This is a genomic window from Halomonas sp. DP5Y7-2, assembly GCF_019802025.1.
GTDB classification, from domain to species: domain Bacteria; phylum Pseudomonadota; class Gammaproteobacteria; order Pseudomonadales; family Halomonadaceae; genus Halomonas; species Halomonas litopenaei_A.
This window is the reverse complement of record NZ_JAHVHY010000004.1, coordinates 234,295-260,043: the sequence shown is the minus strand read 5'-3', so window position 1 is coordinate 260,043 and position 25,749 is coordinate 234,295. Positions and strand designations below refer to the sequence as shown.

Below are 25,749 nucleotides of genomic sequence, written 5' to 3'. Positions count from 1 at the left end.
GCGAAGAGGAGCCCACGGCGCTGGGCCCCTCGTCTCGTTCTAGTGTGCGTGGGCCACACCAGCACCTCTTGGCACCCGCACGTTCTCGACCAGTTCCTGGATGTGTTCCGGCGGAGCAGCAGTTGCCCGCGACACCACGAACGCCACCACAAAGTGCAGGATCATGCCGAGCGTACCGATACCTTCCGGCGAAATACCAAACCACCAGATCGACGGATCCGTGTTGATGAACTTGGTATAGACGATATAGGTAAAGGTGAAGCTGAGACCCAGCACCATGCCGACGATGGCCCCCTCGCGGTTCATGCGCTTGTCGAAGATGCCAAGCAGAATGGCCGGGAAGAAGGACGACGCCGCCAAGCCGAAGGCAAAGGCCACCACCTGGGCCACAAAGCCCGGAGGATTGATGCCAAAGTAGCCGGCCACCACGACTGCCACCGCGGCAGCGCCACGAGCAGCCAGCAGCTCTCCCTTCTCGCTGAGGTTCGGGTTGATCTGCTTCTTGATCAGGTCATGGGACACAGCCGCCGAGATGACCAGCAACAGCCCGGCCGCGGTCGACAGTGCTGCCGCTACACCACCGGCCGCCATCAGCGCGATCACCCAGGCTGGCAAGCCACCGATCTCGGGGTTGGCCAGCACGATGATATCGCGATCGATATACACCTCGTTGGCGCTGTCGGTGGGTGCATTGGTGACCACCCGCTGACCGTAGCTACCCGTGGAGGCTTCTTCCAGGGGACCGCTCTCGAAGGTGGGCTTGCCCTCGAACGGCGCGCCTGGCCCCATCTGCACCCTGCCATCGTCGTTCTTGTCGAGCCAGCCGATCAGGCCAACCGTCTCCCAGCTCTTGAACCAGCCAGGAACCTCCTCGTAGCTTGTCTCGTTCACGGTCTCGATGATGTTGGTGCGAGCGAATACCCCCACCGCCGGTGCAGTGGTATACAGCAAGGCGATGAACACCAGGGCCCAACCGGCGCTGACCCGCGCATCACGAACCCGCGGCACGGTGAAGAACCGCACGATGACGTGAGGCAGACCCGCCGTACCACACATCAGCGCAGCGGTGATGAAGAACACGTTGATCATCGGCTGACTACCGTCGGTATAGGGCGTGATACCGAGATCTGTCAGCAGGCCATCGAGACGATCAAGGATGTATTGACCGCTATCGTTACCTGCTGCATCAACGAAGGTCGCACCGAGGCCGGTCTGGGGCAGCACGTGACCGGTCATCATGATCGACAGAAACACTGCCGGTACGATGAAGGCGGTGATCAGCACGCAATACTGAGCCACCTGGGTATAGGTAATGCCCTTCATTCCCCCCAGTACCGCATAGAAGAAGACGATGACCATGCCGATGACAACGCCGAGGTTCACATCCACTTCGAGGAAGCGCGCGAAAACGATGCCGACACCTCGCATCTGTCCGGCCACGTAGGTGAACGAGACGAAGATGACGCAGATGACCGCTACGGTCCTCGCGATATTCGAGTAGTAACGGTCGCCGATGAAATCTGGCACCGTGAACTTTCCGAACTTGCGCAGGTAGGGAGCCAGCAGCATCGCCAGCATGACGTAGCCACCGGTCCAGCCCATCAGATAGACGGAAGCGTCATAGCCCAGGTAGGCGATCAACCCTGCCATCGAAATGAACGATGCCGCGGACATCCAGTCAGCTGCGGTCGCCATGCCATTGGCTGCGGGGTGAACACCTCCCCCCGCGACATAGAAGTCCTTGGTGGAGCCGGCCCGCGACCAGATCGCGATACCGATGTAGAGAGCGAATGACGCCCCTACAAAGAGATAGGTAAGCAGTTGTACATCCATGGAATCAATTCCCGTTCATTGACGTTATTTTGCGGGTTTCACTGTTCGTGGACGTCGTACTCTTCATCGAGTCGATTCATCTTCCAGGCGTAGAAAATAATCAGCACGATGAAGGTGTAGATGGATCCCTGCTGTGCAAACCAGAAGCCTAACTTGAAGCCAAAGAAGCGGATGTTATTGAGCACATCCACCAGGAGAATGCCGAAGCCATAGGAGACGACAAACCAGACGGCAAGACAGCCAAGAATGGTTCTAATATTTCGTTTCCAGTAGGCCTGTGCGCTCTTGTCTAGCATAAGGCTACCCTCAAGAAGTGGTTTGTTCGCCAAATGCCCTGTCAGGCAGAGCTAAAAGGCTCGAACAAAAGACTAGTCAAAAGGGCTTTTAGAGGAACGATAACTTTAGTCGAAAATCATAAATGCAGTGCACCATGTTATGAAAAATTTCTTTTAATTCAACAAAATAAAAACATTCAACAAATATTAGCCGTTGGTCTATCACTACAAAGGTGCATTCCACCTTAGTCGCGATTCTCTGCCTTATTTTCCGGTAATCGACGTTGGTCGATACCACAGAAATCCATCGAGTCTGTGATATTCGCCTCAAGAGACAGCCTGCGCCCCCTGCCTGGCGGCCTTCCGATACCCTAGAATGGCAGCTGACATCGAGGAGGTGCCCATGTTTGCCGGTTGGCTGTTGATCGTCGTTTCACTTCTCTACATTGCCGTGCTGTTCGCCATTGCCTGGCGCGGCGACCGGCGTGCCCGGCATCAGGGCGCAAGCCAGCGGCGCCCGCTGGTCTACAGCCTGGCTCTGGCGATCTACTGCACGTCGTGGACGTTCCACGGCGCCGTCGGACAGGCCGCCACCTCAGGCTGGTCGTTTGCCAGCATCTTTGTCGGTCCGGTGCTGACCTTGCTGCTGTTCTGGCCTGTCCTGGCCAAGATGGTGCGCGTGGCCAAGCATCAGAACATCACCTCGATTGCCGACTTTATCGCCTCACGCTATGGCAAGACCCAGTCCCTGGCTGCTTTCGCGAGTCTGGTCGCATTGATCGGCACGCTGCCCTATATCGCTCTTCAGCTGAAGGCGGTGTCGACCTCCTTCGCGGTGCTGACCGACGCATCCGATATCACACGAGCCCCGCTGTTCGGAGACACGGCGTTTTATGTGGCGGTGGTCATGGCGATCTTTGCCATCCTCTTCGGCACTCGCCATACCGATGCCACCGAGCATCATGAGGGCCTGATTCATGCGGTGGCCTTCGAGTCACTGGTCAAGCTGGTAGCCTTTCTGGTACTCGGCGCCTATGTGACCTGGGGGATGTTCGACGGCCTGCAGGACCTGCTCACCCGCGCCGATATACACTTGCAACTCCAACGCCAGCTGGCCCAGCAGGACTTCGGCCAGAGTTTCTGGGCCCAGACCTTGCTGGCGATGCTGGCCATTCTATGCCTGCCTCGACAATTCCATGTCACCGTGGTGGAGAACACCCACCGCGACGACGCCGCCCGCGCTCGCTGGCTGTTCCCGCTGTACCTGGTACTGTTCGCGTTCTTTGTACTGCCGCTGGCGGCGGCTGGCCTGACCACCTTTACCGGCACTGACGTCGCGCCCGATACCTACGTCCTGTCGCTGCCGATGGCAGCGGACCAGGGCTGGCTCACACTGCTGACCTTCATCGGTGGATTCTCGGCCGCCACCGGCATGGTGATCGTCGCGGCGGTCGCCGTCTCCATCATGATATCCAACGAAATCGTGATTCCCGCCCTGTTCCGCATGCGCTGGTTTGACACCAAGCCGCGGGACTACGGACGTCTGGTGCTCAGGGCTCGCCGGATCACCATCGCGGTGATCCTGGCGATGGCCTACGGCTTCTATCAGCTGATCGGTGAGTTCACCTCGCTGGCCTCGATCGGCATGCTCTCCTTTGCTGCTGCGGCGCAGTTCGCGCCGGCACTGATCGGGGGACTCTACTGGAAGCGTGGCAACCGTCTTGGCGTCATCGTCGGCATGAATGCCGGCTTCGCCATCTGGGCTTACACGCTGCTGCTGCCCGCCATGATCAACGCCGGCGTGCTCCCGGCTGACTGGCTCAGTGGCGGGCCGCTGGGGATTGCCTGGCTGTCGCCCACCTCGTTGTTCGGGCTGCATGTGGGCGATAACTTCACCCATGGCGTCATGCTGTCGCTGGGAATCAACCTGGTGGCCTACATCTTCGTGTCCCAGGTCACGCCCCAGCGCGTGGTGGAGCGCATTCAGGCCTCGCTGTTCGTGGACAGCGTCGAAACCCGTCAGACCTCGGTCAATCGTCCCTGGACCGGTGCCACCACGGTGGGCGACCTCAAGGTGCTGTGCCAGCGATTCCTCAGCGCCGGCCAGGTTGACCGTGCCTTCAGCGACTACGCCCGTCGCAACGGCAAGGCACTGGAAGACAGCGCACGAGCGTCCATTGACGTGATCCAGTTCACCGAACGTTTTCTGGCATCCGTACTGGGTGCGTCGTCCGCCCGTATCGTGGTCAATTCCGCCCTGCAGGGACGCGGCATCGGTATTTCCGACGTGATATCCATCGTCGATGAAGCGTCCCAGGTGCTGGAATTCAACCGCGCCCTGCTTCAGGCCACCATCGAGAACATCAACCAGGGCATCAGCGTGGTCGATCAGAACCTGCGCCTGGTGGTCTGGAATCAGCGTTACCTGGAACTGTTTCGCTTCCCGGACCATCTGATTCGTGTCGGCGCGCCCATCGACCGCATCTTTCGCTACAACGCCCATAATGGAGAATACGGCCCAGGTGACCCCGAAGAGCATGTCGAGCTATTGCTCGACAACATTCGCGAGGGACAACCACATCGCTACGTGCGCTACCGCCAGGACGGCAGCGTGCTGGAGGTCCAGGGCAATCCCATGCCCGGTGGAGGCTTCGTCTACACCTATCAGGACATCACCCAGCAGAAACGCACGGAAGAGGCGCTGATCCGTTCCGAGAACAACATCCGTATCTACACGGACAACGTGCCGGCATTGATCGCCTACTTCGACCGTGAGTGCCGCTACCTGTTTACCAACCGGGCCTACGAGCAAGCCTTCAGCATCAACCGCAACGAGGTGATCGGCAAGAAGGTCACCGACGTGATCCCGACCGACATGGCAGAGGAGCGCACGCCCTGGTTCAAGCGCACGCTGGCCGGAGAACGGGTCAGTTTCGAGGTCTCGCTGGACATCAGCGGTGAAGGGCTTCGCTACATGCTGGTGACCTACACCCCCCACTTCGGCGACAGTGGCGCCATCCTCGGTTTCTTCGCCCTGTACCAGGACATCACTGAACGCCGCCGAGCCGAGATTGCCCTGAAGGAAACCAACGAGACGTTGGAAGAGCGCGTGCGCTCCCGTACTCTGGCGCTGTCCGAGGCCAACTCGGCACTGCGCCAGGAAAACCGGGTCAGGGCCGAGGCGGAGCAGGCGCTGCGCCAGGCCAAGCAGGTGGCCGAAGATGCCAATGCCTCCAAGACCCGCTTCCTGGCGGCGGCCAGCCACGACCTGCTGCAGCCGCTCAATGCGGCGCGGCTGTTCACCTCGGCCCTGTCCCAGGACATGGGGGCCGAGGACATGAAGCGCACCATCGGCCACATCGACAGCTCGCTGCAGTCTGCCGAGGAGCTCCTCGGCACCCTGCTGGACATCTCGAAGCTGGATGCCGGGGCGCTGACGCCGCGTCGCAGCCACTTCGCCCTGACCGATATCCTGCGGCCCCTGCAGGCCCAGTTTGCGGTAATGGCCGAGGACCGAGGTCTTGACCTGAAGGTGGTGGGCTCACGCCTGTGGGTCGACAGTGACAGCCAGATGCTCAGGCGCATCATCCAGAATTTTCTGTCGAACGCGATTCGCTACACCCAGGAGGGCCGCGTGCTGCTGGGTATCCGGCGACGGGGCGAACGTCTGTTGATCGAGGTGTGGGACAGCGGCCCTGGTATTCCAGAGGCCAAGCAAGCGGAGATCTTTCAGGAGTTCCGCCGGCTGGACCAGGCTTCCCGACACAAGGAAAGCGAAAAGGGACTGGGACTGGGGCTGTCGATTGCCGACCGCATGAGCCGGGTGCTCGATCATCCCATCCGCGTGCGCTCCTGGGTCGGTATCGGCACCGTGTTCTCGGTCAGCGTGCCGCGGGTCGAGGCCAAGGCCGAGGTCGCCGAGTCGGACAGCAAGCCCTCACGCAAGGTCGCCAGCAAGCTCGATGGCAAGCGCATTCTGTGTATCGACAACGAGTCGCTGATTCTCGAGGGCATGAAGGCGATGCTGTCGGGCTGGGGCTGCGAGGTCTTCACCGCCACCTCCATCGGCGGCGCCAAGTCGGTACTGCGACACCTGGATGGCGATCCTGACGCCATCCTGGCCGACTACCATCTGGACAATGAAGTCACTGGACTGATGGCACTGGATGCCCTGAGCGAGCGCCTCGAAGGAGAAGTGCCCGGCATCGTGATTACAGCAGACCGTACCGAAGAGGTGGCAGAGGAGGTCCGTCGCGGTGGCTTCCAGCTGCTGCTTAAGCCAGTGCGGCCCGCGGCCCTGCGGGCGCTGTTGACGCGGACCCTGCAGGCCAGCCAGGCCCCTTCATGAGGTGCAGCAACGTGCAGGCAGCCTTGCCGCCGACATCCTTTACGGCGTTTGCCTGGACGCACAGCCCCCGCCCATGCGGCGCGGGGGCTGGTCTCACGTACAGATATTACCTACAGCGCCCAGGCACAGATCGCAGGGGCGAGTAGCAGCAAAATGTCAGGTACCACAGAAGGTTCTGAGCACGCGCTCGTCTCGCGTCGGGGGTGCCATCAGCCAGGCCTCGCTTGGCGCCTCATGGGGGCGCGTCACGGCGGCCAGCACTGAGCTAAAGACGCTCAGGTCATCGTCGTCCACCGCAGCCCGAATGGCCTTTTCGACCAGGTGGTTGCGAGGGATCACCAGGGGATTGGCTGCGCTCAGCCGCTGCCTCAGCGTTGGCGCGTCCGCACCCTGTTGCTGCAGCCGCTGGCGCCAACGCGGCAGCCAGTCGTCAAGGCGATGACGTCGCTCGAATCCTTCGGCCAGGGTCTCGTCACCATCTTCCAGCGCGGCCGACAGACGGGCGAAGCCAAGGGTAAAGTCGGCATTGCCCTCCTCCATTGCCTTGAGCAGGTCCTCGCCCAGGGCAAGATCATGGTCACCTGACTGGTCGTCTTGGCTATCGAGCCCCAGCTTGGCGCGTAGCACGGCGGTCCAGGCAGCATCATGCTGTTCGGCAAAGTTCTCGATCGACGCCGTGGCCAGCGCAACCGCACGCTCCTGGTCGTCATCGATCAACGGCAGTAGCGTCTCGGCCAGGCGCGCCAGGTTCCACTGGGCGATGGCGGGCTGATTGTCCCAGGCATAACGGCCTCGCTCGTCGATGGAACTGAACACCCGGTGGGGATGAAAGGCGTCCATGAAGGCGCAGGGCCCGTAGTCGATGGTCTCACCGGAGATCGCGCAGTTGTCGGTGTTCATCACTCCATGGATGAAGCCAAGCCCCTTCCATTGGGCGATCAGACTGGCTTGACGCTCCACCACCGCGTCCAGCAGCGCCAGCGCTCTGCCTCCTCCCGTACTCTCGGACAGATGTGGATAGTGACGCTCAATGCAGAAGTCCACCAACAGAGACAGGGCCTCGGTATCCCGCCGCGCGGCAAAATACTGGAAAGTGCCCACGCGGATGTGGCTGGTTGCCACCCGCGTCAGTACCGCACCCGGCTCCACCATCTGGCGCACCACGGAATCGCCGCTGGCCACCGCTGCCAGTGCGCGTGTGGTAGGAACCCCCAGGGCGGCCATGGCCTCGGATACCAGGTATTCCCGTAGAACCGGCCCCAACGGGGCGCGGCCATCGCCTCCACGGGAGAACGGCGTGCGCCCGGCTCCCTTGAGTTGCACCTCCCGCAGCGTGCCATCCCGGTGCGTGAGCTCGCCCAACAACAGGGCGCGGCCGTCTCCGAGTTGAGGCACGAAGTTACCGAACTGATGTCCAGCATAGGCAGTCGCCACAGGGCGGGCCCCCTCCGGCACCAGGTTGCCTCCCAGCACCTCGGCAAGATGGTGATCATCCAAGGCATCCAGGTTCAGCCCCAACGCCTCGGCCAGGGGGCGATTGAACGCCAGCAAGCGTGGTGACGACACCGGCGTCGGTGCCATCTCGGCTCGCATGCGATCCGGCAAGGACGCATAGTGCGCGGAAAAAGCGGGAAACATGACATACCCTCAGGCTAGCAATGACGCTGGGACCACCCTCGACCCCAGACGCGCCGTCGTCAAGCCTAGGACAGACGCTTCGTGGTGGAGAGGATCAGCAAGACAGGCCGCATTGTGCTTGATCATTGGCCAGGCTCACCAGCAGGATCAGCGATCCGCGGTGGCTTCAAGCTTGCGCACGCTGGATACGAAGTCGCTGAAACGCTCGCCCTGAATCAGCACGTGATCGCGCAAGATGCGCTCAGCGGCCTCCGCATCGCCAGCCGTAAGAGCGTCCAGCACAGCGCGATGCTCCTCCAGAGAACTCTGCATTCTGGAGCGCACCTGCAGCTGCAGCCGACGATAGGGTTTCAGCCTCTGCTTGAGCGACTGAGCCTCCTCGGACAGGAAGGCGTTGTGACTGGCCGCATAGATAATGCTGTGAAAGGACTCGTTCTCATAATAGTAGGCGTCGCTGTCGCCGGTCTCGCTGGCTCTTTGGCAGCCCTCGAAGGCGGCCTGCAGCGCCTCAAGTTCCTCCGGGGTCATGCGCCGGGCAGCAAGACGGCCACACATGCCCTCCAGCTCTGCCATCACCTCGAACATCTCGATCAATCGCTCAAGCCCGAGCCGTGCCACAAAGGTGCCCTTCTTGGGATAGACGGTCACCAGACCACTGGCTACCAGCTGCTGGATGGCTTCTCGCACCGGCGTGCGCGATACCTTGTAGGCCTCGCACAGGGCCTCGGGGTCCAGGCGCTCACCCGGCGCGCGTCGACCGTTGATGATGTCGTCCTCTAGAGAGTCTCTCAAGCGCTGAGCGTTGGAGGTCTTGTTGCTCATGTCATCATCCTCGCCGGCAAGCCTAACTCTGCCAGTTCATCGATTCATCGGCCCAACCGCCACCTTGGTCTAAGCCTGCCGCATTGACAGGAATATACCTGAGGGCTATTGATGTATACATCATAGCAAATGAAACATTTTTTACACCCTTTATCACCCGCCGTCCGCGGCACCCATCGCCACAATAACAACTCCTCAAGGAGACACCATGACACGCCACGCCTCCCCCGCTCATCCCGCTCGCTCGGCTGATTGCGATTGCACGACTCAGGACGCTCCCTCACTCCAGCAGGCTCGACCACGCTCAGGCACCAAAGCGCTGACGGTCGCCGCTTGCGTTGCGCTGTCGGCACTGGCCGTCAGCGCCTCGGCCAGCGCGGAAACCACGCTGCGGGTCTCTCACCAGTTTCCTGGCGGCCAGGGAGATGTCCGCGATGAAATGGTGCAACTGATGGCCAAGGAAGTGGAAGCTGCCGACGTGGACCTGGCCCTGCAGGTCTACCCCGGCCAGTCCCTGTTCAAGGCCAAGGAACAGTGGGGCGCCCTGGTGCGCGGTCGCCTCGACATGACCTCACTGCCGCTGGACTATGCCAGCGGGCGCCATCCTGAGTTCTCCGCCACGCTGATGCCTGGCCTGGTGCGCAATCATGAACGCGCCCAGCGACTCAATGACTCGGCGTTCATGGACATGATCAAGCAGGTCATCCAGGACGCCGGTGCGCGGGTGCTGGCCGATGCCTGGCTGGCCGGTGGATTCGCCTCCAACAAGCAGTGCATCACCTCACCTGACACGGTGGCGGGGCAGACCATGCGCGCAGCAGGCCCGGCCTTCGATGAAATGCTGGCAACCGCGGGTGCTTCCATCGCCTCGATGCCATCGTCAGAGATTTACACTGCCATGCAGACCGGTGTCCTGGACGGTGCCAACACCTCGTCCGGCTCCTTCGTGTCCTACCGCATCTACGAGCAGGTCAGCTGCCTGACAGCACCGGGGGAAAACGCCCTGTGGTTCATGTACGAGCCGATCCTGATCTCGGAGCAAAGCTGGAGTCGACTCGATGAGGCCCAGCAGCAGGCGTTGCTCGAGGCCGGTGAAAAGGCCGAGGCCTACTTTGCGGAACAGGCCGCCCAGCTGGATCAGACCATGGTGGACGTGTTCGAGGAAAATGGCGTGGACGTCGTGCAGATGTCCCAGGCGGACTACGATGCCTGGCTCGAGGTGGCCAAGGAGAGCGCCTACAAGAGCTTTGCCGAGAACGTGGACAACGGTCAGGCGCTGATCGACGCCGCCCTGGCCGTGGAATGAACCGAGGAAGGCGCGGCGTGATGCCGCGCCTTGCTGCTCGTTGTCGTCATGTCACCTCGGAGGCTCCATGTCCCATACTCACTCTCCCCCCCACGTCGAGGCCGCGACTGCTGCCTTATCACGCCGCCACAGCGCCGGACCCATCGGCGCGTTCTGTCGTGGCATGGACAGGCTCTCCATCGCCTTCGCCGTTGTCGCGGCGGCTGCACTGCTGCTGGGCGTGCTGGCCGTCTGTCATATGATCTTCGTGCGCTATCTGCTTGGCGAAAGCACCACCTGGCAGACCGAATTCGCCATCTTTTCGATCACCGGCGCCATGCTGCTGGGTTCCCCCTATGTGCTGCTCACCGGTGGCCAGGTGGCAGTCACCGTGCTGCCCGACGCCCTCAAGGGAGGCCTGAAGAGTGCCATGAACCTGGTCGCTGCACTGTGCGGCCTGGGGTTCTGTATCGCCCTGGCTTACGGCTCGTGGCTGTATCTGCTTGAGGCGTTCCACGGCGGCTGGACCACCGGCACGGTATGGAATCCTCCGCTGTGGCCAGCGCTCGTTCCGCTGGCCCTTGGCTCGACCCTGCTGGCAATCCAGTATCTGGCAGACATTCTGGGAGGAGCGCGCTGATGGACCCCGTCACCAGCGGTATCCTTATTGTCACCGCACTATTCGTGCTGATGGCCATCGGCACCCCCATCGCCTTCGCCCTGGGCGGGGTCTCATTGGCCGCCCTGGTGCTTGATCAAGGCATGGGCGAGCTGACCTACTTCGGCGAGACCTTCTTCGGCAGCCTGGCCTCATTCGGCTTCGTCGCGATACCCATGTTCATCCTGATGGGGGCGGCCGTGGCATCGTCCCCCACCGGACGAGACCTCTACCGTTCACTGGATCTGTGGCTCGGCAAGGTGCCCGGTGGGCTGGCCATCTCCAATATCGGCGCCTGCTCGATCTTCGCAGCGCTATCAGGTTCGTCTCCGGCCACCAGCGCAGCCATCGGCAAGCTGGGCATTCCCGAGATGCGCAAGCGCGGCTATCCGGATGGCGTCGCCGCGGGGTGCGTTGCGGCAGGGGGCACCCTGGGCATCCTGATTCCGCCTTCGGTCACCATGATCGTCTACGGGATTTCCACCGAGACGTCGATCGGCCGCCTGTTCATCGCCGGCGCCTTGCCCGGTGTCATGCTGGCGCTGCTGTTCATGGCCTGGACCCTTATCGCCTGCAAGCTGGCCGGTGGCTATCACGCCCCCAACCCAGTAGCGGAAGCCGCTCGCGAGCTCAAGGACAAGGTCGCCAGTAACGTCGAGCACAACCTCAAGGCACTGGTGCGGGTGCTACCCTTCCTGGTCGTGGTCAGCGGCATCCTGTTCGCCCTCTACGGTGGTGTCGCCACGCCCTCAGAGGCCGCCGGAGCGGGTGCCTTCCTGTGCCTGGCTCTGGCCATCGTGGTCTACCGCATGTGGCAGGTGAAGCCGCTCACCACCATCATGCGTGACGCGCTGCGGGAAAGCGTCATGATCATGCTGATCATTGCCTGCGCCGAGATCTTTGCCTATGCGCTGTCGTCGCTGTTCATTACCCAGACCGTGGCCGAGGCCATCGCCAGTCTTGAGGTCAATCGATGGGTGCTGATGGGCATCATCAACGTCTTTTTGCTGGTGGCCGGCTTCTTTCTGCCTCCAGTGGCAGTCATCGTCATGACGGCGCCGATTCTGCTGCCCATCATTCTGGCGGCCAACTTTGATCCCTACTGGTTCGCGGTCATTCTGACCATCAACCTGGAGATTGGCCTGATCACCCCGCCGGTAGGCCTCAACCTGTTCATCATCAAAGGGATAGCCCCAGATATCGCGCTCAAGGACATTCTGCTCGGTAGCCTGCCCTACGCTCTGTGCATGGTGCTGGGCATCATCCTTCTATGCATCTTTCCGGGCATTGCCACCTGGCTGCCGGACCTGATCATGGAAACCGCCGGCTGATCGGCTCGGCCCCAACGAGGTGTTTCTGATGAACTTCAGCTTTCTGCAGGAACTGTTGTCCAACATCACCCAGCGCGACGCCCTGCTGCGCAGGCGTAGCGATGGCCCACCGCTGGACCATTCCCAGGTCATCGACGCCTGTCATCGACTGCTGGCAAGCGACGGCGAAGCATCGAGCATTACCCTCGCCTGCCAGGCCCTGGATGCCTATGGGCGCCTGGGCGACGAAGAGAAGACCCGCTTCTTCCTGACCCTGACAGAGGAGTTCACCGCAGACCCCGACGCCGTGGATCGCGCCTACCAAGACTACCGTGTCGAGCGCGGCAACATGGCACTTCAGCGTTTGTTCGAGGCCTGCGAGCCCAGACGGCAGGAGCTGCTGCGTCGCCTCAACCTCACCACCGGCGGAACCCATGATCTGGTGCGCATGCGCGAGGATCTGCTGCCCAGGCTCAAGGACAACCCGGATCTCAGGGCGCTCGATGATGACTTTGCCCACCTGTTTGCCTCCTGGTTCAACCGGGGTTTTCTGGTCCTCAAGCGCATCGACTGGAACACCCCGGCGGCAGTGCTGGAGAAAATCATTCGCTACGAAGCGGTACACGAGATCTGCGACTGGAATGATCTGCGCCGCCGCCTGGATGCTCGAGACCGACGCTGCTTTGCCTTCTTTCACCCGGCCATCGGCGACGAGCCGCTGATCTTCGTCGAGGTCGCCTTGACCAAGGGTATGCCAGAACGCATCCAGCCGATTCTCGATGCCAACCACGAGGCCATCGAGGCGGAAGATGCCGATAGTGCCGCCTTCTTTGGCATCAGCAACTGTCAGGTGGGACTGCGCGGCATCTCCTTCGGTAACTTCTTGATCAAGCAGGTGGTGCAGGAGCTGAAGGCCGAGCTGCCCAGGCTCAAGCATTTCGTCACCCTCTCTCCCGTGCCTGGATTTCGCGCCTGGCTGGACGCCGAGCGCCAGCGGGAAGATGGCCGGCTGGACGATGACACCCAGACGCTGCTCAAGGAGCTCGATAGCGAAGGGTGGGAGGCAGACCCGGAGCGCGCCAAGACCCTGGGCGAGGCCATTCGCCCCCTAGCGGCCCACTACCTCACGAAAGAGCGCAACCCCAAGGGGCTGCCCCTCAACTCGGTCGCTCGCTTTCATCTCGGCAATGGCGCCGAGCTTCACCGCATCAACTGGCTAGGCGACACCTCTCGCCGCGGCCTGGCCCAGTTCGGCGGCCTGATGGTCAATTACCTTTACGTCCTCGATGACATCGAGGGCAATCACGAACGCTACTCCAGCGAAGGCAAGGTCGCCTGCTCTTCCCAGGTCAAGGACCTGCGTCGGCGAGCACGCAAGCATCTCAAGGGAGATCCCGTCACATGAACCACAACCTCTTTGCCACCTTTGAAAAACGCATGCACGAGCGTGGCGATGCCCCCTTCATCACCACCCGGGAAGGTCGGGATTACCGTTATTCGGACGCCCTCGACATGGTGGCACGGCTGGCTGGCGCGCTGGTCGAGCTTGGCGTCGGCCCGGGGGACAGAGTCGCCGTACAGGTCGACAAGAGCCCCGAGGCCATTTTGCTCTACCTGGCCAGCCTCAAGGTCGGCGCCGTCTACCTGCCGCTCAACACCGGCTATACCAGCGAGGAAATACGCTATTTTCTCGGCGACGCCGAGCCCGCGCTGTTCGTGTGCCGTCCGGCCTCACTCGACGCCGCCACTCAGGTTGCGTCATCCTGCGGCGACGTGCGTGTGGTGTCGCTGGGCACTGCCGCCGACGGCGGACTGATGGACGTGGTCGCCGCGGCCTCCCCCGTCACCGACTGCCTTGAGCGCGACGCCAACGATCTGGCCGCCATCCTGTATACCTCCGGCACCACGGGTCGTTCAAAGGGTGCCATGCTCAGCCACGGCAACCTTGGGTCGAATGCCGAGGCGCTGGTGTCTGCCTGGCGCTTTAGCGCAGACGACCGCCTCATCCATGCCCTGCCGATCTTCCACACCCACGGCCTGTTCGTGGCCTGCAACGTGATCCTGATGGCCGGTGCCAGCATGCGCTTCCTGCCCAAGTTCGATGCGGATGTGGTGTTCGAGGAAATGGCACAGGGCACCACCATGATGGGGGTGCCGACCTTCTATACGCGCCTGCTGAAGGACCCTCGACTCACCCGTGAAGCCACCGCCAATATGCGCCTGTTCACCTCTGGCTCGGCGCCGCTGACCGCCGACACCCATGAGGCCTTCGAGGCGGCCACGGGCCATGCCATTCTCGAACGCTACGGCATGACCGAAACCAACATGAATACCTCGAACCCTTATGACGGCCAGCGCATCGCCGGCACCGTCGGGATGCCCTTGCCGGGGGTCGAGGTACGCATTACCGATCGCGAAGGCAAGCATCATGACGCGCTGCCCCAGGGCGAGATTGGCATGCTCGAGGTGCGTGGCCCCAACGTGTTTCAGGGATACTGGCGGATGCCGGAGAAGACCGCGGAGGAGCTGTTGGACGATGGCTTCTTCATCACCGGCGACCTGGCGTTGATCGACGAGCGAGGCTATGTGCAGATCGTCGGACGGGACAAGGACCTGGTGATCTCCGGGGGCTACAACGTCTACCCCAAGGAGGTCGAGGGCCATATCGACGAGCTCGGCGGCGTGCTCGAATCAGCGGTCATCGGGCTACCCCACCCGGATCTGGGCGAGGGCGTCACCGCCGTGGTCGTCCCGGCAGAAGGCGCCACACCGCAGGAAACCGAGATCATTGCCGCGCTGGCCGACAAGCTTGCGCGCTACAAGCAGCCGAAGCGGGTGTTCTTTGTCGACAGCCTGCCACGCAACACCATGGGCAAGGTGCAGAAGAACCAACTCAGAGAGCGCTTCAAGGATACCTACGCGGCCAGCTCATAGGCGCCATCTGTTCCCCTATGCTCGTTCATTCATAACACCCCACAACGGCGCCCCATTGGGCGCCGTTGAGCGTTCGCGGGAGTCTCGGCGCCCATATATACTCACACCCACCAACGTTGTGGAGACCCTCCATGCAGCCTATGGTGCGTGCTGCTGCTCTGACCGGCTATCCGACCCTGCTCAGCGAGTTGGGAGGCAGTGCCCATCAGGCGCTGGCTCGCCTGTCCTTGCCTGGCGACTACCTTGACCGCCCCGACCGCCTTATTCCGGTGGCGACCAAGATCGACTTGCTCGAGCTGGGCGCTCAGCTCAGCGGCTGTCGCCATTTCGGCCTGCTGCTGGGACGCCACCAGAACATTTCCATGCTGGGCATGGTGGGTCTGCTGATTCAGCAGTGCGACACCCTGCGTGAGGCCATGGTCACCATTGCCGATCAGATCGGTCGGCATGTACAGGGCCTTGAGGTCAGACTGGAAGAGCGCGACGACCAGGCCCACTATCACTTCACCTATCGGGTTCCCGGCTACATCAGGCCATCACGCCAGCATAACGACAACACCCTGATGGGGGCCTACAACATCCTCACCTTCCTGTATGGCGAACCGATCAAGCTGCGCGCCGTCTACCTGTGTGGCGAAGAGCCCAAGGACCTGGAACCCTACACCCAGCAATTCCATGCCGCCCTGCGCTTCAACCATCCGGAGAACACCCTGGTCTTCGACCGGCATTGCCTTGACCACGCGATTGCCGGGGGCAGCCCCGCGCTGCGCAGACTGATCAACTCCTTGCTGCATCGTCACCGCTGGGACGATATCGAAAGCAAGGTGGAGTGGATCATCACCAACCTGCTGCCGCTGGATCAGGTCAGCCTGGAGGCGGTGGCCACGGCGCTGGATGTCCCACCGCGCACGCTGCAGGACCGGCTGCTCAAGCGAGGCCTCAGCTTTCAGCACTTGCTGGACCGGGTCCGCATGCGCAGCGCTCAGGTGTATATGCTGGACACCCACCTTAGCCTCACCGAGATCGCCGACCTGCTGGGCTATAGCCAGCTCAGCGCATTGACTCGCAGTTTCAAGCGCGTCATGGGCGAGAGTCCTGCCCAATGGCGACGAAAGCATAAGGCTGAAACGGCCAATATTGCGTCATTTGTCAAGTAACACGCGCCTTCGGTCAATCTGTGGCCTCCCGCCTTCACTATGCTCGGGCATGACAATAACGAGACGAGCAGGGGGACCCGGCCATGTCTGCCAGCGAGCAAGCGCACTTCGACTTCGACCAGATCATCATCGGCACCGGCTTCGGTGGTTCCGTCAGCGCCCTGCGCCTGTCGGAGCAGGGACATCGGGTCTTGATGCTGGAAAAAGGACGGCGCTGGAAGGACCAGGAGTTCTCGGATAACTCCTGGAATCTCAAGAAGTTTCTGTGGGCTCCCAAGCTTGGGCTGACAGGCAACCTGCAGATCAGCCTGACCCGCAAGATCACCGCCCTGCATGGCGTCGGGGTGGGCGGCGGCTCACTGGTCTACGCCAATGTCCATCTGATTCCCAAGGATGAGGTCTTTGCCGCCGAATCCTGGACCCGGGTGCATCACGACTGGAAAGATCGCCTGATGCCCTACTACGGGCTGGCCCAGCGCATGCTCGGGGTCACCAAGAGCCACTACGAGAATGCCGCGGATCACGCCCTCAAGGAAACCGCCAGGCGCATGGGCCGTGAGGCCACCTACCAGACCGTCAACACGGGTGTGTTGTTCCCTGAAGACCCCGCCGATGGCAGCGGTGCCGGACGTGGCGATCCCTACTTCTCCGGGGACGGCCCCACACGTAACAGCTGTCGCTATTGCGGTGGCTGCACCATGGGCTGTCGCCACAACGCCAAGAACACGCTGGTCAAGAACTACCTGTGGTTTGCCGAGCGTAACGGCGTCGAGATTCGTGCCGAGAGCGAAGTCACCCGTATCGAGCCGCTGGCCACCGATCGCGGAGAGCGTGATGGCAGTGCCGGCTACGAGATCACCGTACAATCCTCGACCGCCCGCTTCGCCAAGAAGCCCTATCGACTGAGGTGCCGAGGGCTGGTGCTATCCGCCGGGGTGTTCGGCACCATCCCCCTGCTGCTCAAGGCCAGGGATCAGGACAAGACTCTCCCCCGGCTATCGTCGCGGCTGGGACGGGAGGTGCGCACCAATTCCGAGACCCTTATCGTCAACACCGCCCGGTTTGCCGATGGGCAGGGCCAGCCCCAGGAAATCTGCCATGGCCCGACCATCACCTCGATGTTCGACCCTGACGACGAGACCCGCATCGAGATCAACCGCTTTCCTCGCTACGGTGACGCGACCTTTGCCCTGCAGAGCGCCGTGCCGCTGACCGACGCCCAAGGCCAGGTGCCACGCTCTGTCAGCATGTTGATCAACATCCTGCGCCAGCCGCTCAAGACGCTGCGCATGCTCAACCCGGTGGGCAAGTCCCGCCACTCGATCATCTTTCTGGTGATGCAGACGCGGGATACCTACGTCCACCTGAAAAGCCATCGTCCCTGGTATAGCGCCTTTGCCCCAGGCTGGTCGGTCTACCAGGACAAGGGCGATCGGGCCCTGACCAACTACTTTCCCATCGCCCACAAGGCCGCTCGGCACTATGTCGCCGCCGCTGGCGGCGGCGATGCCGGCAATGTGGCTACCGAGGTCCTGTCCGGTGCTCCCAGCACGGCTCACCTGATGGGCGGCGTCGCCATCGGTACCGATGCCGACAACGGGGTGGTCGATGACCGTGGCCACGTCTTTGGCTATCACAACCTGCGCGTCATCGACGGCTCGCTGATTCCCGGCAACCTGGGGGTCAACCCGTCGCTGACCATCCTCGCCCTGGCCGAGTACGCCTGGGCCAACGCCCCTGTGTTTGATCAGGCGCGGGCCGCCAGCGTTCGGCGCGTCCATTTTTCAGCTCCCCTGCCGGGTTCCAGCTCATCCCTGGACGGTAGCGGGGACCTGCACGACCTCATCGCCAGCGACGGCGCCAGCCCTTCCCCTACGACGAGCGAACACGCCGGAGCCGACCTATGAACGCGCCACTCGCCTCCCACGACGATGCGACCCAGGATGACCTGAACGCGGCCTTCACCCTGCAGCGGCAGGCCTATTTGGCAGACCCTGTGCCCGACTATCAGGCACGCGTGCAGCACCTGCGCGCCCTGGCCAGGATGATCCAGGACCACCAGGAGGCCATTGTCCAGGCGATCAGCGACGATTTCGGCAATCGCGCTCGGGAAGAAACCCTGTTCTGCGAATTTGTGGTGGTACTCAGCGACATCAAGGATGCCATCAAGCATCTCAAGTCATGGATGCGGCCCCAGCGTCGACGGGTCGATCACAGTCTCTACTTTGGCGCCCGCAACAGGGTCATCCCTCAGCCGCTGGGGGTGGTCGGCGTGCTGGTACCCTGGAACTTCCCGCTCAACCTGAGCCTGGCCCCGCTGATCGGCATCTTTGCCGCCGGCAATCGCGCGCTGGTCAAGATGTCGGATCGCTCGCCTCGCCTGACCCAGCTGCTGATCGATATCTGCCCAAGCTACTTTGCCGCGGACAAGCTCAGATTCTTCGCCGATGATGGCATGCTTGGGCCACATTTTAGCCGGCTGCCCTTCGATCACCTGGTCTTCACCGGCTCCACCGCCACCGGACGCAAGGTGATGGCCAACGCCGCCGAGAACCTGACACCTGTCACCCTGGAGCTGGGGGGCAAGGCTCCGGCGATACTCGCCCCGGATTTTCCATTGGAAGAGGCTGCCAGACGGCTGCTGTTCGTCAAACTGCTCAACGCAGGTCAAATCTGCACCACGGTGGACTACCTGTTTGTGCCTGAAGGGACGCTGGATGCCCTGGTGGATGCTGCCAAGGCCATCGTTCACCAGCGTTACCCCGACCTGGCAAGCCCGGACTACACCTCGATCATCGACGAGACCTCCTATCAGCGTCTTCAGGCCACCCTGGACGATGCCGAGGCCAAGGGCGCGCGAGTCATTCGACTGTCACAACAGGGCAGTGATCCGGCCACGCGCAAGTTCGCCCCCCACCTGGTGCTGGACGTGGCCGATGACATGCAGATCATGCAGCGCGAGATCTTCGGCCCGCTGCTGCCCGTGATGACCTACCGCGAGCCACAGGAGGTCATCGACTACATCAATGCTCGGCCTCGCCCTCTTGCGCTCTATCCCTTCTCCCGGGACACGGCTCTGGTGGATCGCTATATCGAGCGAATCCAGTCGGGAGGGGTCTCGGTCAATCATGCCTTGCTGCACGTCGGCCAGCATGACCTTCCCTTTGGCGGCATCGGCGACAGCGGCATGGGCCACTATCACGGGCGCGATGGCTTCATCACCTTTTCGAAACTGCGCCCGATGTATCGCCAGGGGCCCTTCGACAGCATGAAACCGCTGATACCGCCCTACACCAAGACCACCCACAAGGTCCTCAAGCTGATGCAATGGCTGGCGCGCTAGGGATGACCCCATGCAGCGCAGGCTTGTGATGACGGTATTACCTGCCCCGTCGAAACGATCTGGAGCCCCGACATGACCACCGCTGGCATCCCTGAGCTGCCCTCCTACCTCGCTCACATCCAGGGCTTCCCGTTGATCCGGGACCGAGGCGACATCGAGGTCATCGAGCAGACGCCCTGGGAATCCCTGGGCCTGCCCGAAAGCACGCTAGATGTGATTGCCGACAGCGCTCGCCGAATGCCCGACGCTGTCGCCCTTCGCTTCGTCATGACGCCCGATGACGACAGCAGCCACTGCTATCGCTACCGCGACTTTCTCGCCCGCACCCTGCAGGCGGCCAATGCCTTTCATGCCCTTGGCATCGACCGGGACACGGTCGTCTCGTTCCTGCTGCCAAGCCTGCCGCAGACCCACTTCACCCTGTGGGGGGCGGAAGCCGCAGGAGTGGTCAATCCGATCAACCCGATGCTCGAGCCCGAGCACATTGCCGGCATCATGAAGGCCGCGGGCACCCGCGTTCTGGTTGCCCTGGCCCCCTTTCCCGGCAGCGACATCTGGGCCAAGGTCGAGGCCATCAGGGACCAGGTCCCTACCCTCACCAAGGTCCTGTATGTGGACGCGGCGCAGTTTCTGCCCGAGGCAGAGGCCGTCGCCTTGCGTCAGACGCTGCCACTCCCCGATGAGGACTGGTGTGCCGACTTCGACGCCTGCCTCGAGCGTGCCCCTGATGACCACCTGGTCAGCGGACGCCGGATTCGTGCCAGCGACCGTGCCTCGTTGTTCCATACCGGGGGCACCACCGGGCTGCCCAAGCTGGCGCCTCACAGCCACGCCAACGAGGTGGCCAACGCCGCCATGATGCAGATGCTGTTCCGCCATGCCGATGATGCGGTGATCCTGTGCGGGCTGCCGCTGTTTCATGTCAACGCGGTGCTGATCACCGGGCTAGGCCCGCTGATGATCGGCGCTGAGGTGCTGTTGGCAACGCCGGCAGGCTTCCGCACGCCAGGGCTGGCCGAGGGCTTCTGGTCACTGGTGGAGCGTTACCAGGTCACCTTCTTCAGCGCGGTCCCGGCGATCTACTCACGACTGCTTGAGGTGCCCTTTGGTGACGCCGATGTGTCCAGTCTCACCAGCGCACTCAGCGGTGGTGCGCCCTTGCCCCGAGCGGTTCACGGGCACTTCGAGGAGTTGACGGGGATCGTCCTGATCGAGGGCTTCGGCATGACCGAGGGCACCTGCGGCAGCATGGCCAACCCCCTGGCAGGCGAGCGCCGCACCGGGTCCGTCGGCCTGGCCCTGCCCTACACCGGCGCCAGGGTGGTCACGCTGGACGACCACGGCCGCTACCTGCGTGACTGTGAGGTCGACGACATCGGCACCCTGGTGATCCGAGGCCCCAACGTCTTCGCTGGCTATCGCCAGCCTGAACAGAACCGTGGCATCTGGGTCGAGGAGGGCTGGTTCAACACCGGTGACCTGGCCCGCCAGGATCGGGATGGCTACATCTGGATCACCGGCCGCGCCAAGGACTTGATCATCCGAGGCGGCCACAACATCGACCCACAGCTGATCGAAGATGTCCTCTACCGTCACCCCTCGGTACAGATGGCTGCCGCAGTGGGCAAGCCCTGCGACCGGGTCGGTGAACTCCCGGTGGCCTATGTCAGCCTGCAGCCAGGTCGAGAGGTCGGCGAAGAGGCCTTGCTCAGTCACTGCCAGGCGCACCTGGCAGAGAAGGCCGCGATCCCCAAGAACATCTGGTTCATGGACACGATCCCGCTGACCGCCGTGGGCAAGGTGTTCAAGCCTGCGCTGCGCCAGGATGCGGTCGCACGGGTCTACCAGTCGGTCGCCGATACTCTGCTCGGCGCGGGGGTGGCCCGGATCAGCGCTCGCCAGGACGCCGCCCTTGGGCTGGTCGCCGATGTCCAGCTGCCCGACAACGTTGACGCCAGCGAGCTTGAACAGCGACTGGCAGCCTACCCGATTCCCTGCCTGTGGCGTCGCTATCCTGCCCGGGAATAGCCACGACATGACGGTATCGCAGCTCCCATAACGATAACGACAAGACCAAGAGGCGAACCATGCCACTCACTTCTGCAGCGCATGCCAGCGGCATGCGCCGGACGGCCCTGTGCCTGTCCTTGGCCACCCTGCCGGGCCTCCTGTGCGTCCCTGACGCTGACGCCCTGGAGGGCGACGTCGGCGAGATTCACGCCAAGCTTTCCGGCTCGCTCAGTGTCGGCGCCATCTGGCGTGCCGAATCTTCCGACCAGGACTTTCTGTTCCAGGGTAACGCCGAGGCAGCCGACCCTGGCGCCACTGGCTACAACCCCACGGGGGCACGCAACATCGATGATGGTCGTGCCAACTATGCCGATCGCGAGCTGGCCTCCACACCGGTGATCCTGGCGACCCAGCTGGATCTCGACTATCGCAACGTCGGGGCTCGGATTGCCGGCAAGGCCTGGTATGACATCCACCAGCAGCACCACAGCGTTCCGTTCGGCAGTCTGGCCAATGGCTACGAGCGCAACGAACCCCTCGATGACCACCGCTTTCATCGCCTGTCACGCTTCAAGGGCACGACGTTCACCGAAGCCTACGTCTACGGGGACTTCGCCCCTGCGGGCCACGATCTCCACCTGACCCTCGGCGATCAGTACCTGCCCTGGGGAGAGAGCAAGTTCTTCATCAACGGGGTCAATACCATCAATCCCTACCGCCCGGCGGCGCTGCGCATGCCGGGCGACAACCTGCGCCTGGCGACCACGCTGCTATCGGCAGAGCTGGCCCTGACACCACGCTGGGAGCTGGGGGCCTTCTACCAGCTCGACTGGGACAAGTCGGTGCTCGATGGCTGCGGCACCGCCTTCAGTTCTTACGACTACATCGCCGATGGCTGTGGTGGTGCGGTCCCCCGGGGGCCCAATGACCGGGCAGGCTACCAGGGAGATTTGTATGTCGACCGAGGCCCGGACGACACGCCGGAGGATGAAGGCCAGTTCGGCCTGCGCCTGAGCTACTCGCCCAGTGCGGATACCACCTTCTCCGGCTACGCCATGAACATCCACTCCCGCCGCCCCTACGCCAGCGTCATCTCCGACAGCTACACCGGCACCGATGACAACGGCCTGTCGCCGGGCTGGCGTCCGCCGACCGACTCAAGCTATGACCGCTCACGCAACATGCAGTACTTCGCTGACTACCCAGAGGATATCCAGGTCTTCGGGTTGGGCTTTCACACCAAGTTCGGTCAAGCCACGCGAGTGTTCGGCGAGTACAGCTTTCGTCATGACCAGCCGTTGCAGCTGGCCACCGCAGACCTGATCGCGGCCTTCATCGCCGATCCTGAATTCCTGTCCGGCGCCATTGGCCAGGACATCACCCTGGCTCAGGCCGCCCGCGACACCGCAGCAGGCGATGTCTTTCGAGGTTTTGACCGCTACGACGTGTCCCAACTGACCCTGGGCGCTATCCAGCCGGTACCGGACGTGTTGGGTGCCAAGGCGCTGGTGCTGGTGGGCGAAGCCGGCATGAAGTATGTCCACGACCTGCCAAGCCTGGACGAGCGTCGCTATGCCAAGGGCGATTTGTTTGGCACCGACCTGGCCCAGGGCAGCGAAGCGGGTTGCACCATCGCGACCGCCAACCCTGCCTACAAGGGTCGCGGCTGCTCCGGGGACGGCTACGCCAGCGATTTTTCGTGGGGCTATCGTCTGCGCGGTCAGCTGATTTACCCCAATGTGCTGCCGGGGCTGACGCTGACGCCCTACGCCCTGTTTGGCCATGACGTTTCCGGCTGGTCCTATGACCTCAACTTCGTCGAAGACCGGCTGTTCGGCAGCCTTGGCCTGCAAGCGGACTTCCAGGAGCGCTACCACGCCGAGGTGAGCTGGAGCGGCAGCGGCAACACCCCCTATGCAGATACCGACTTTGACTATCTGACGGCGAGCCTCAGGGTCGACTTCTGACCGTTGGCGCCAGCACTCAGGACCACGACAACCATCACCCTACACACGACCAAAAGAGGATATCGTCATGATGTCTCGCTCCCTGCGCCGCACCCTGCTGGCCTCAGCCGTTGCCTTCGCCAGCTACATGCCCTGCGTTTACGCGGCGGACGCCATTGCACCCAAGCCCGCCAGTGATGACACCATCGCCGCCCATCAGGCCGTGCTGGACTCTCTCGATTTCTCTGACCGGGCCGACTTCGACGATGCCGGACGCGGACTGATCAAGGCCACGCCGGATCTCAAGATCCAGGCTGACGACGGTCACGTGGTCTGGGACGTCGCGGTCTACCAGGAATTCCTCAACGGCGAGGCGCCCCACAGCGTCAACCCGAGCCTGTGGCGCCAGGCGCAGCTCAACAATACCCCCGGTCTCTACGAAGTGGTCGATGGCATCTACCAGGTGCGCGGCTTCGATCTCACCACCATGAGCGTGATTCGTGGCGACACCGGCTGGATCGTGATCGATCCGATGACCATGACAGAGCCCGCAGAGGCCGCCATGGCACTGGTCAATCAGGAGCTTGGCCAACGACCTGTCACTGCCGTGATCTACACCCACTCTCATCCCGACCACTTCGGCGGGGTCAAGGGGGTGATCAGCCAGCAGCAGGTGGATGCGGGGGAAGTAAGGGTCATCGCCCCCGAACATTTCACCGAACACGTCGCCAGTGAGATGGTGCTGCTGGGCAACACCATGAGCCGACGTTCTCAGTACATGCACGCCATGGGCCTGCCGAGAGGGCCTCGTCAGCAGGTCGACAACGGCCTTGGCAAGGGCGTCGCCAGGGGCACCTTCACCCTGATCGAGCCCACCGAGGAGATTACCGCCAGCGGCCAGACGCTGACCGTCGATGGTGTCGAGATCGAGTTCCAGCTGACGCCCTCCACCGAAGCCGATGCCGAGATGATGTTCTACTTTCCCCAGCACCGCGCGCTGATGGCGGCAGAGAACCTCAACGCCTCGATGCACAATATGCTGACACCACGCGGCGCCAAGGTGCGCGATGCCCTGGCCTGGGCCGGTGCCCTGGACGACACCCTCAGCCTGTTCGGGAATCGCTCGGATGTGGTGTTCACCTCCCACTACTGGCCGCGCTGGGGCCAGGACAATGTTCGCAACTACATCGAGAAGCAGCGCGATGCGATCAAGTACCTGCACGACCAGACCCTTCGGCTGGCCAACCTGGGCTACAAACGCGATGAAATTGCCGAGGCAATCCAGCTGCCGGATAGCCTGGCGCAGGAGTGGTTCAATCGCGGCTACTACGGCACCGTCACCCATAACGTGAAGGGCATCTACCAACGTTACCTGGGCTTCTGGAGCGGCAATCCCGCCACACTGAACCCGCTGCCTCCGGTGCCGGCGGGACAGCGCTATGTCGAGGCATTGGGTGGCGCCGACGCCGTGCTGGCCCTTGGCCAGTCCGCCGTTGAGCAAGGCGACTACCGCTGGGCGGCGATGCTGCTCGATCATCTGGTGCAGGCCCAACCGCAACTTGCCGAGGCCCGTGAGCTACAGGCGGACGTCTTCGAACAGCTCGGCTACCAGACCGAGTCGGGCCCCTGGCGCAACATCTACCTGACCGGAGCCCGGGAACTGCGCAACGGCATCGACACCGCCAATGCGGTCACCACCGCCTCCCCGGACATGATCGCTGCGCTGCCGATCGAGCAGGTCTTCGACCTGCTGGCGGTTCGTCTCAATGGTCCCCGCGCAGCCGCCACGCGCCTCGCTATCGACTGGCACTTCAGTGACAGCGATCGCCACTACCGGTTGAGCCTGGCCAACGGCGTCCTGCGTCACCGTCGCGACGCCACCGGTGATGACGCCGATCTGAGCCTCACCCTGTCCCGAGATGTGCTGAACCGTGTGTTGCTGCAGCAGACGTCCCTGGGCGATGAAATCGCCGCAGGGCGTGTGACCCCACAGGGTGACCTGCAAACATTGCAGACCCTCTTTGCCCTGATGGATACCTTCAGCCCCACCTTCCCGATTGCCACTTCCGCCACCCCCGCCAACGCCTCGGAGGCTGCTTCTGCCAGCCACTAGCAGCGTAATGACAACGCAATAACAGTCACGAGGTGCGAACGCCCGGGCGGTCACCCGGGCCTTCATTTGGCAAGCAG

16 protein-coding genes are annotated in these 25,749 nt (G+C 62.7%); 12 read left to right on the top strand and 4 right to left on the bottom strand.

Annotated features, from left to right (window positions below):
- Positions 1-39: 39 nt before the first annotated feature.
- Both KUW18_RS07885 and KUW18_RS07880 read right to left on the bottom strand, forming a co-directional pair.
- Positions 40-1,833, bottom strand: coding sequence for a sodium:solute symporter family protein (locus KUW18_RS07885; protein ID WP_206941409.1), 1,794 nt, complete (start codon positions 1,831-1,833; stop codon positions 40-42).
- A 38-nt stretch (positions 1,834-1,871) separates the two neighbouring features.
- The gene (locus KUW18_RS07880) at positions 1,872-2,129 is read right to left on the bottom strand and encodes a DUF4212 domain-containing protein (RefSeq protein ID WP_206941410.1); all 258 of its coding nucleotides are present in this window, start codon (positions 2,127-2,129) and stop codon (positions 1,872-1,874) included.
- 382 nt (positions 2,130-2,511) lie between these two features.
- Between KUW18_RS07880 and KUW18_RS07875 the strand changes: the two genes are divergently transcribed.
- Entirely contained in the window at positions 2,512-6,456 is a 3,945-nt protein-coding gene (locus tag KUW18_RS07875) for a NahK/ErcS family hybrid sensor histidine kinase/response regulator (RefSeq protein ID WP_206941411.1), read from the top strand.
- Positions 6,457-6,612: 156 nt separating this feature from the next.
- On the opposite strand, the gene KUW18_RS07870 is transcribed toward KUW18_RS07875, so the two are convergent.
- Positions 6,613-8,094, bottom strand: coding sequence for a protein adenylyltransferase SelO (locus KUW18_RS07870; RefSeq protein ID WP_206941412.1), 1,482 nt, complete (start codon positions 8,092-8,094; stop codon positions 6,613-6,615).
- Between the two features lie 147 nt (positions 8,095-8,241).
- Positions 8,242-8,916: a GntR family transcriptional regulator gene (locus tag KUW18_RS07865; RefSeq protein WP_206941413.1), complete on the bottom strand. Its 675-nt coding sequence runs from the start codon at positions 8,914-8,916 to the stop codon at positions 8,242-8,244.
- A 208-nt stretch (positions 8,917-9,124) separates the two neighbouring features.
- Here KUW18_RS07865 and dctP point away from each other — a divergent pair, with 208 nt between their 5' ends.
- The 11 genes from dctP (at position 9,125) to KUW18_RS07810 (ending at position 25,672) form a co-directional block, all read left to right on the top strand.
- Positions 9,125-10,222, top strand: a complete 1,098-nt coding sequence (dctP, locus tag KUW18_RS07860) for a TRAP transporter substrate-binding protein DctP (RefSeq protein ID WP_206941414.1) — start codon at positions 9,125-9,127, stop codon at positions 10,220-10,222.
- A 67-nt stretch (positions 10,223-10,289) separates the two neighbouring features.
- Positions 10,290-10,841, top strand: a complete 552-nt coding sequence (locus KUW18_RS07855) for a TRAP transporter small permease (protein WP_206941415.1) — start codon at positions 10,290-10,292, stop codon at positions 10,839-10,841.
- Positions 10,841-12,190: a TRAP transporter large permease gene (locus KUW18_RS07850; RefSeq protein WP_206941417.1), complete on the top strand. Its 1,350-nt coding sequence runs from the start codon at positions 10,841-10,843 to the stop codon at positions 12,188-12,190. The genes KUW18_RS07855 and KUW18_RS07850 overlap by 1 nt, the downstream gene beginning before the upstream one ends.
- A 28-nt stretch (positions 12,191-12,218) precedes the next feature.
- Positions 12,219-13,574, top strand: a complete 1,356-nt coding sequence (locus tag KUW18_RS07845; protein ID WP_206941418.1) for a malonyl-CoA decarboxylase — start codon at positions 12,219-12,221, stop codon at positions 13,572-13,574.
- On the top strand, positions 13,571-15,103 hold the full coding sequence (locus KUW18_RS07840) for a malonate--CoA ligase (protein WP_206941419.1): 1,533 nt from the start codon (positions 13,571-13,573) through the stop codon (positions 15,101-15,103). Before KUW18_RS07845 ends, KUW18_RS07840 begins: the two co-directional genes overlap by 4 nt.
- Positions 15,104-15,234: 131 nt before the next feature.
- Entirely contained in the window at positions 15,235-16,260 is a 1,026-nt protein-coding gene (locus KUW18_RS07835; RefSeq protein ID WP_206941420.1) for an AraC family transcriptional regulator, read from the top strand.
- 83 nt (positions 16,261-16,343) lie between these two features.
- A complete protein-coding gene (locus KUW18_RS07830) occupies positions 16,344-18,167 on the top strand; it encodes a GMC oxidoreductase (protein WP_242520756.1) in 1,824 nt (607 codons plus the stop codon).
- Positions 18,164-19,603 (top strand): coniferyl aldehyde dehydrogenase, encoded by a 1,440-nt coding sequence (locus KUW18_RS07825; RefSeq protein WP_206941421.1) that lies wholly within the window; start codon positions 18,164-18,166, stop codon positions 19,601-19,603. Before KUW18_RS07830 ends, KUW18_RS07825 begins: the two co-directional genes overlap by 4 nt.
- Before the next feature lie 72 nt (positions 19,604-19,675).
- Complete coding sequence (locus KUW18_RS07820; RefSeq protein ID WP_206941422.1) at positions 19,676-21,631, top strand: acyl-CoA synthetase; 1,956 nt, start codon at positions 19,676-19,678, stop codon at positions 21,629-21,631.
- Between the two features lie 59 nt (positions 21,632-21,690).
- Complete coding sequence (locus KUW18_RS07815; protein ID WP_206941423.1) at positions 21,691-23,580, top strand: DUF1302 domain-containing protein; 1,890 nt, start codon at positions 21,691-21,693, stop codon at positions 23,578-23,580.
- 67 nt (positions 23,581-23,647) lie between these two features.
- Entirely contained in the window at positions 23,648-25,672 is a 2,025-nt protein-coding gene (locus KUW18_RS07810) for an alkyl/aryl-sulfatase (protein WP_242520757.1), read from the top strand.
- Positions 25,673-25,749 lie beyond the last annotated feature (77 nt).

What these genes read in the sequence shown, in the direction of transcription:
- KUW18_RS07885 (WP_206941409.1), bottom strand. Translation starts at nt 1,833, where the DNA reads ATGGATGTACAACTGCTTACCTATCTCTTTGTAGGGGCGTCATTCGCT.
- KUW18_RS07880 (WP_206941410.1), bottom strand. Translation starts at nt 2,129, where the DNA reads ATGCTAGACAAGAGCGCACAGGCCTACTGGAAACGAAATATTAGAACC.
- KUW18_RS07875 (WP_206941411.1), top strand. Translation starts at nt 2,512, where the DNA reads ATGTTTGCCGGTTGGCTGTTGATCGTCGTTTCACTTCTCTACATTGCC.
- KUW18_RS07870 (WP_206941412.1), bottom strand. Translation starts at nt 8,094, where the DNA reads ATGTTTCCCGCTTTTTCCGCGCACTATGCGTCCTTGCCGGATCGCATG.
- KUW18_RS07865 (WP_206941413.1), bottom strand. Translation starts at nt 8,916, where the DNA reads ATGAGCAACAAGACCTCCAACGCTCAGCGCTTGAGAGACTCTCTAGAG.
- dctP (WP_206941414.1), top strand. Translation starts at nt 9,125, where the DNA reads ATGACACGCCACGCCTCCCCCGCTCATCCCGCTCGCTCGGCTGATTGC.
- KUW18_RS07855 (WP_206941415.1), top strand. Translation starts at nt 10,290, where the DNA reads ATGTCCCATACTCACTCTCCCCCCCACGTCGAGGCCGCGACTGCTGCC.
- KUW18_RS07850 (WP_206941417.1), top strand. Translation starts at nt 10,841, where the DNA reads ATGGACCCCGTCACCAGCGGTATCCTTATTGTCACCGCACTATTCGTG.
- KUW18_RS07845 (WP_206941418.1), top strand. Translation starts at nt 12,219, where the DNA reads ATGAACTTCAGCTTTCTGCAGGAACTGTTGTCCAACATCACCCAGCGC.
- KUW18_RS07840 (WP_206941419.1), top strand. Translation starts at nt 13,571, where the DNA reads ATGAACCACAACCTCTTTGCCACCTTTGAAAAACGCATGCACGAGCGT.
- KUW18_RS07835 (WP_206941420.1), top strand. Translation starts at nt 15,235, where the DNA reads ATGCAGCCTATGGTGCGTGCTGCTGCTCTGACCGGCTATCCGACCCTG.
- KUW18_RS07830 (WP_242520756.1), top strand. Translation starts at nt 16,344, where the DNA reads ATGTCTGCCAGCGAGCAAGCGCACTTCGACTTCGACCAGATCATCATC.
- KUW18_RS07825 (WP_206941421.1), top strand. Translation starts at nt 18,164, where the DNA reads ATGAACGCGCCACTCGCCTCCCACGACGATGCGACCCAGGATGACCTG.
- KUW18_RS07820 (WP_206941422.1), top strand. Translation starts at nt 19,676, where the DNA reads ATGACCACCGCTGGCATCCCTGAGCTGCCCTCCTACCTCGCTCACATC.
- KUW18_RS07815 (WP_206941423.1), top strand. Translation starts at nt 21,691, where the DNA reads ATGCCACTCACTTCTGCAGCGCATGCCAGCGGCATGCGCCGGACGGCC.
- KUW18_RS07810 (WP_242520757.1), top strand. Translation starts at nt 23,648, where the DNA reads ATGATGTCTCGCTCCCTGCGCCGCACCCTGCTGGCCTCAGCCGTTGCC.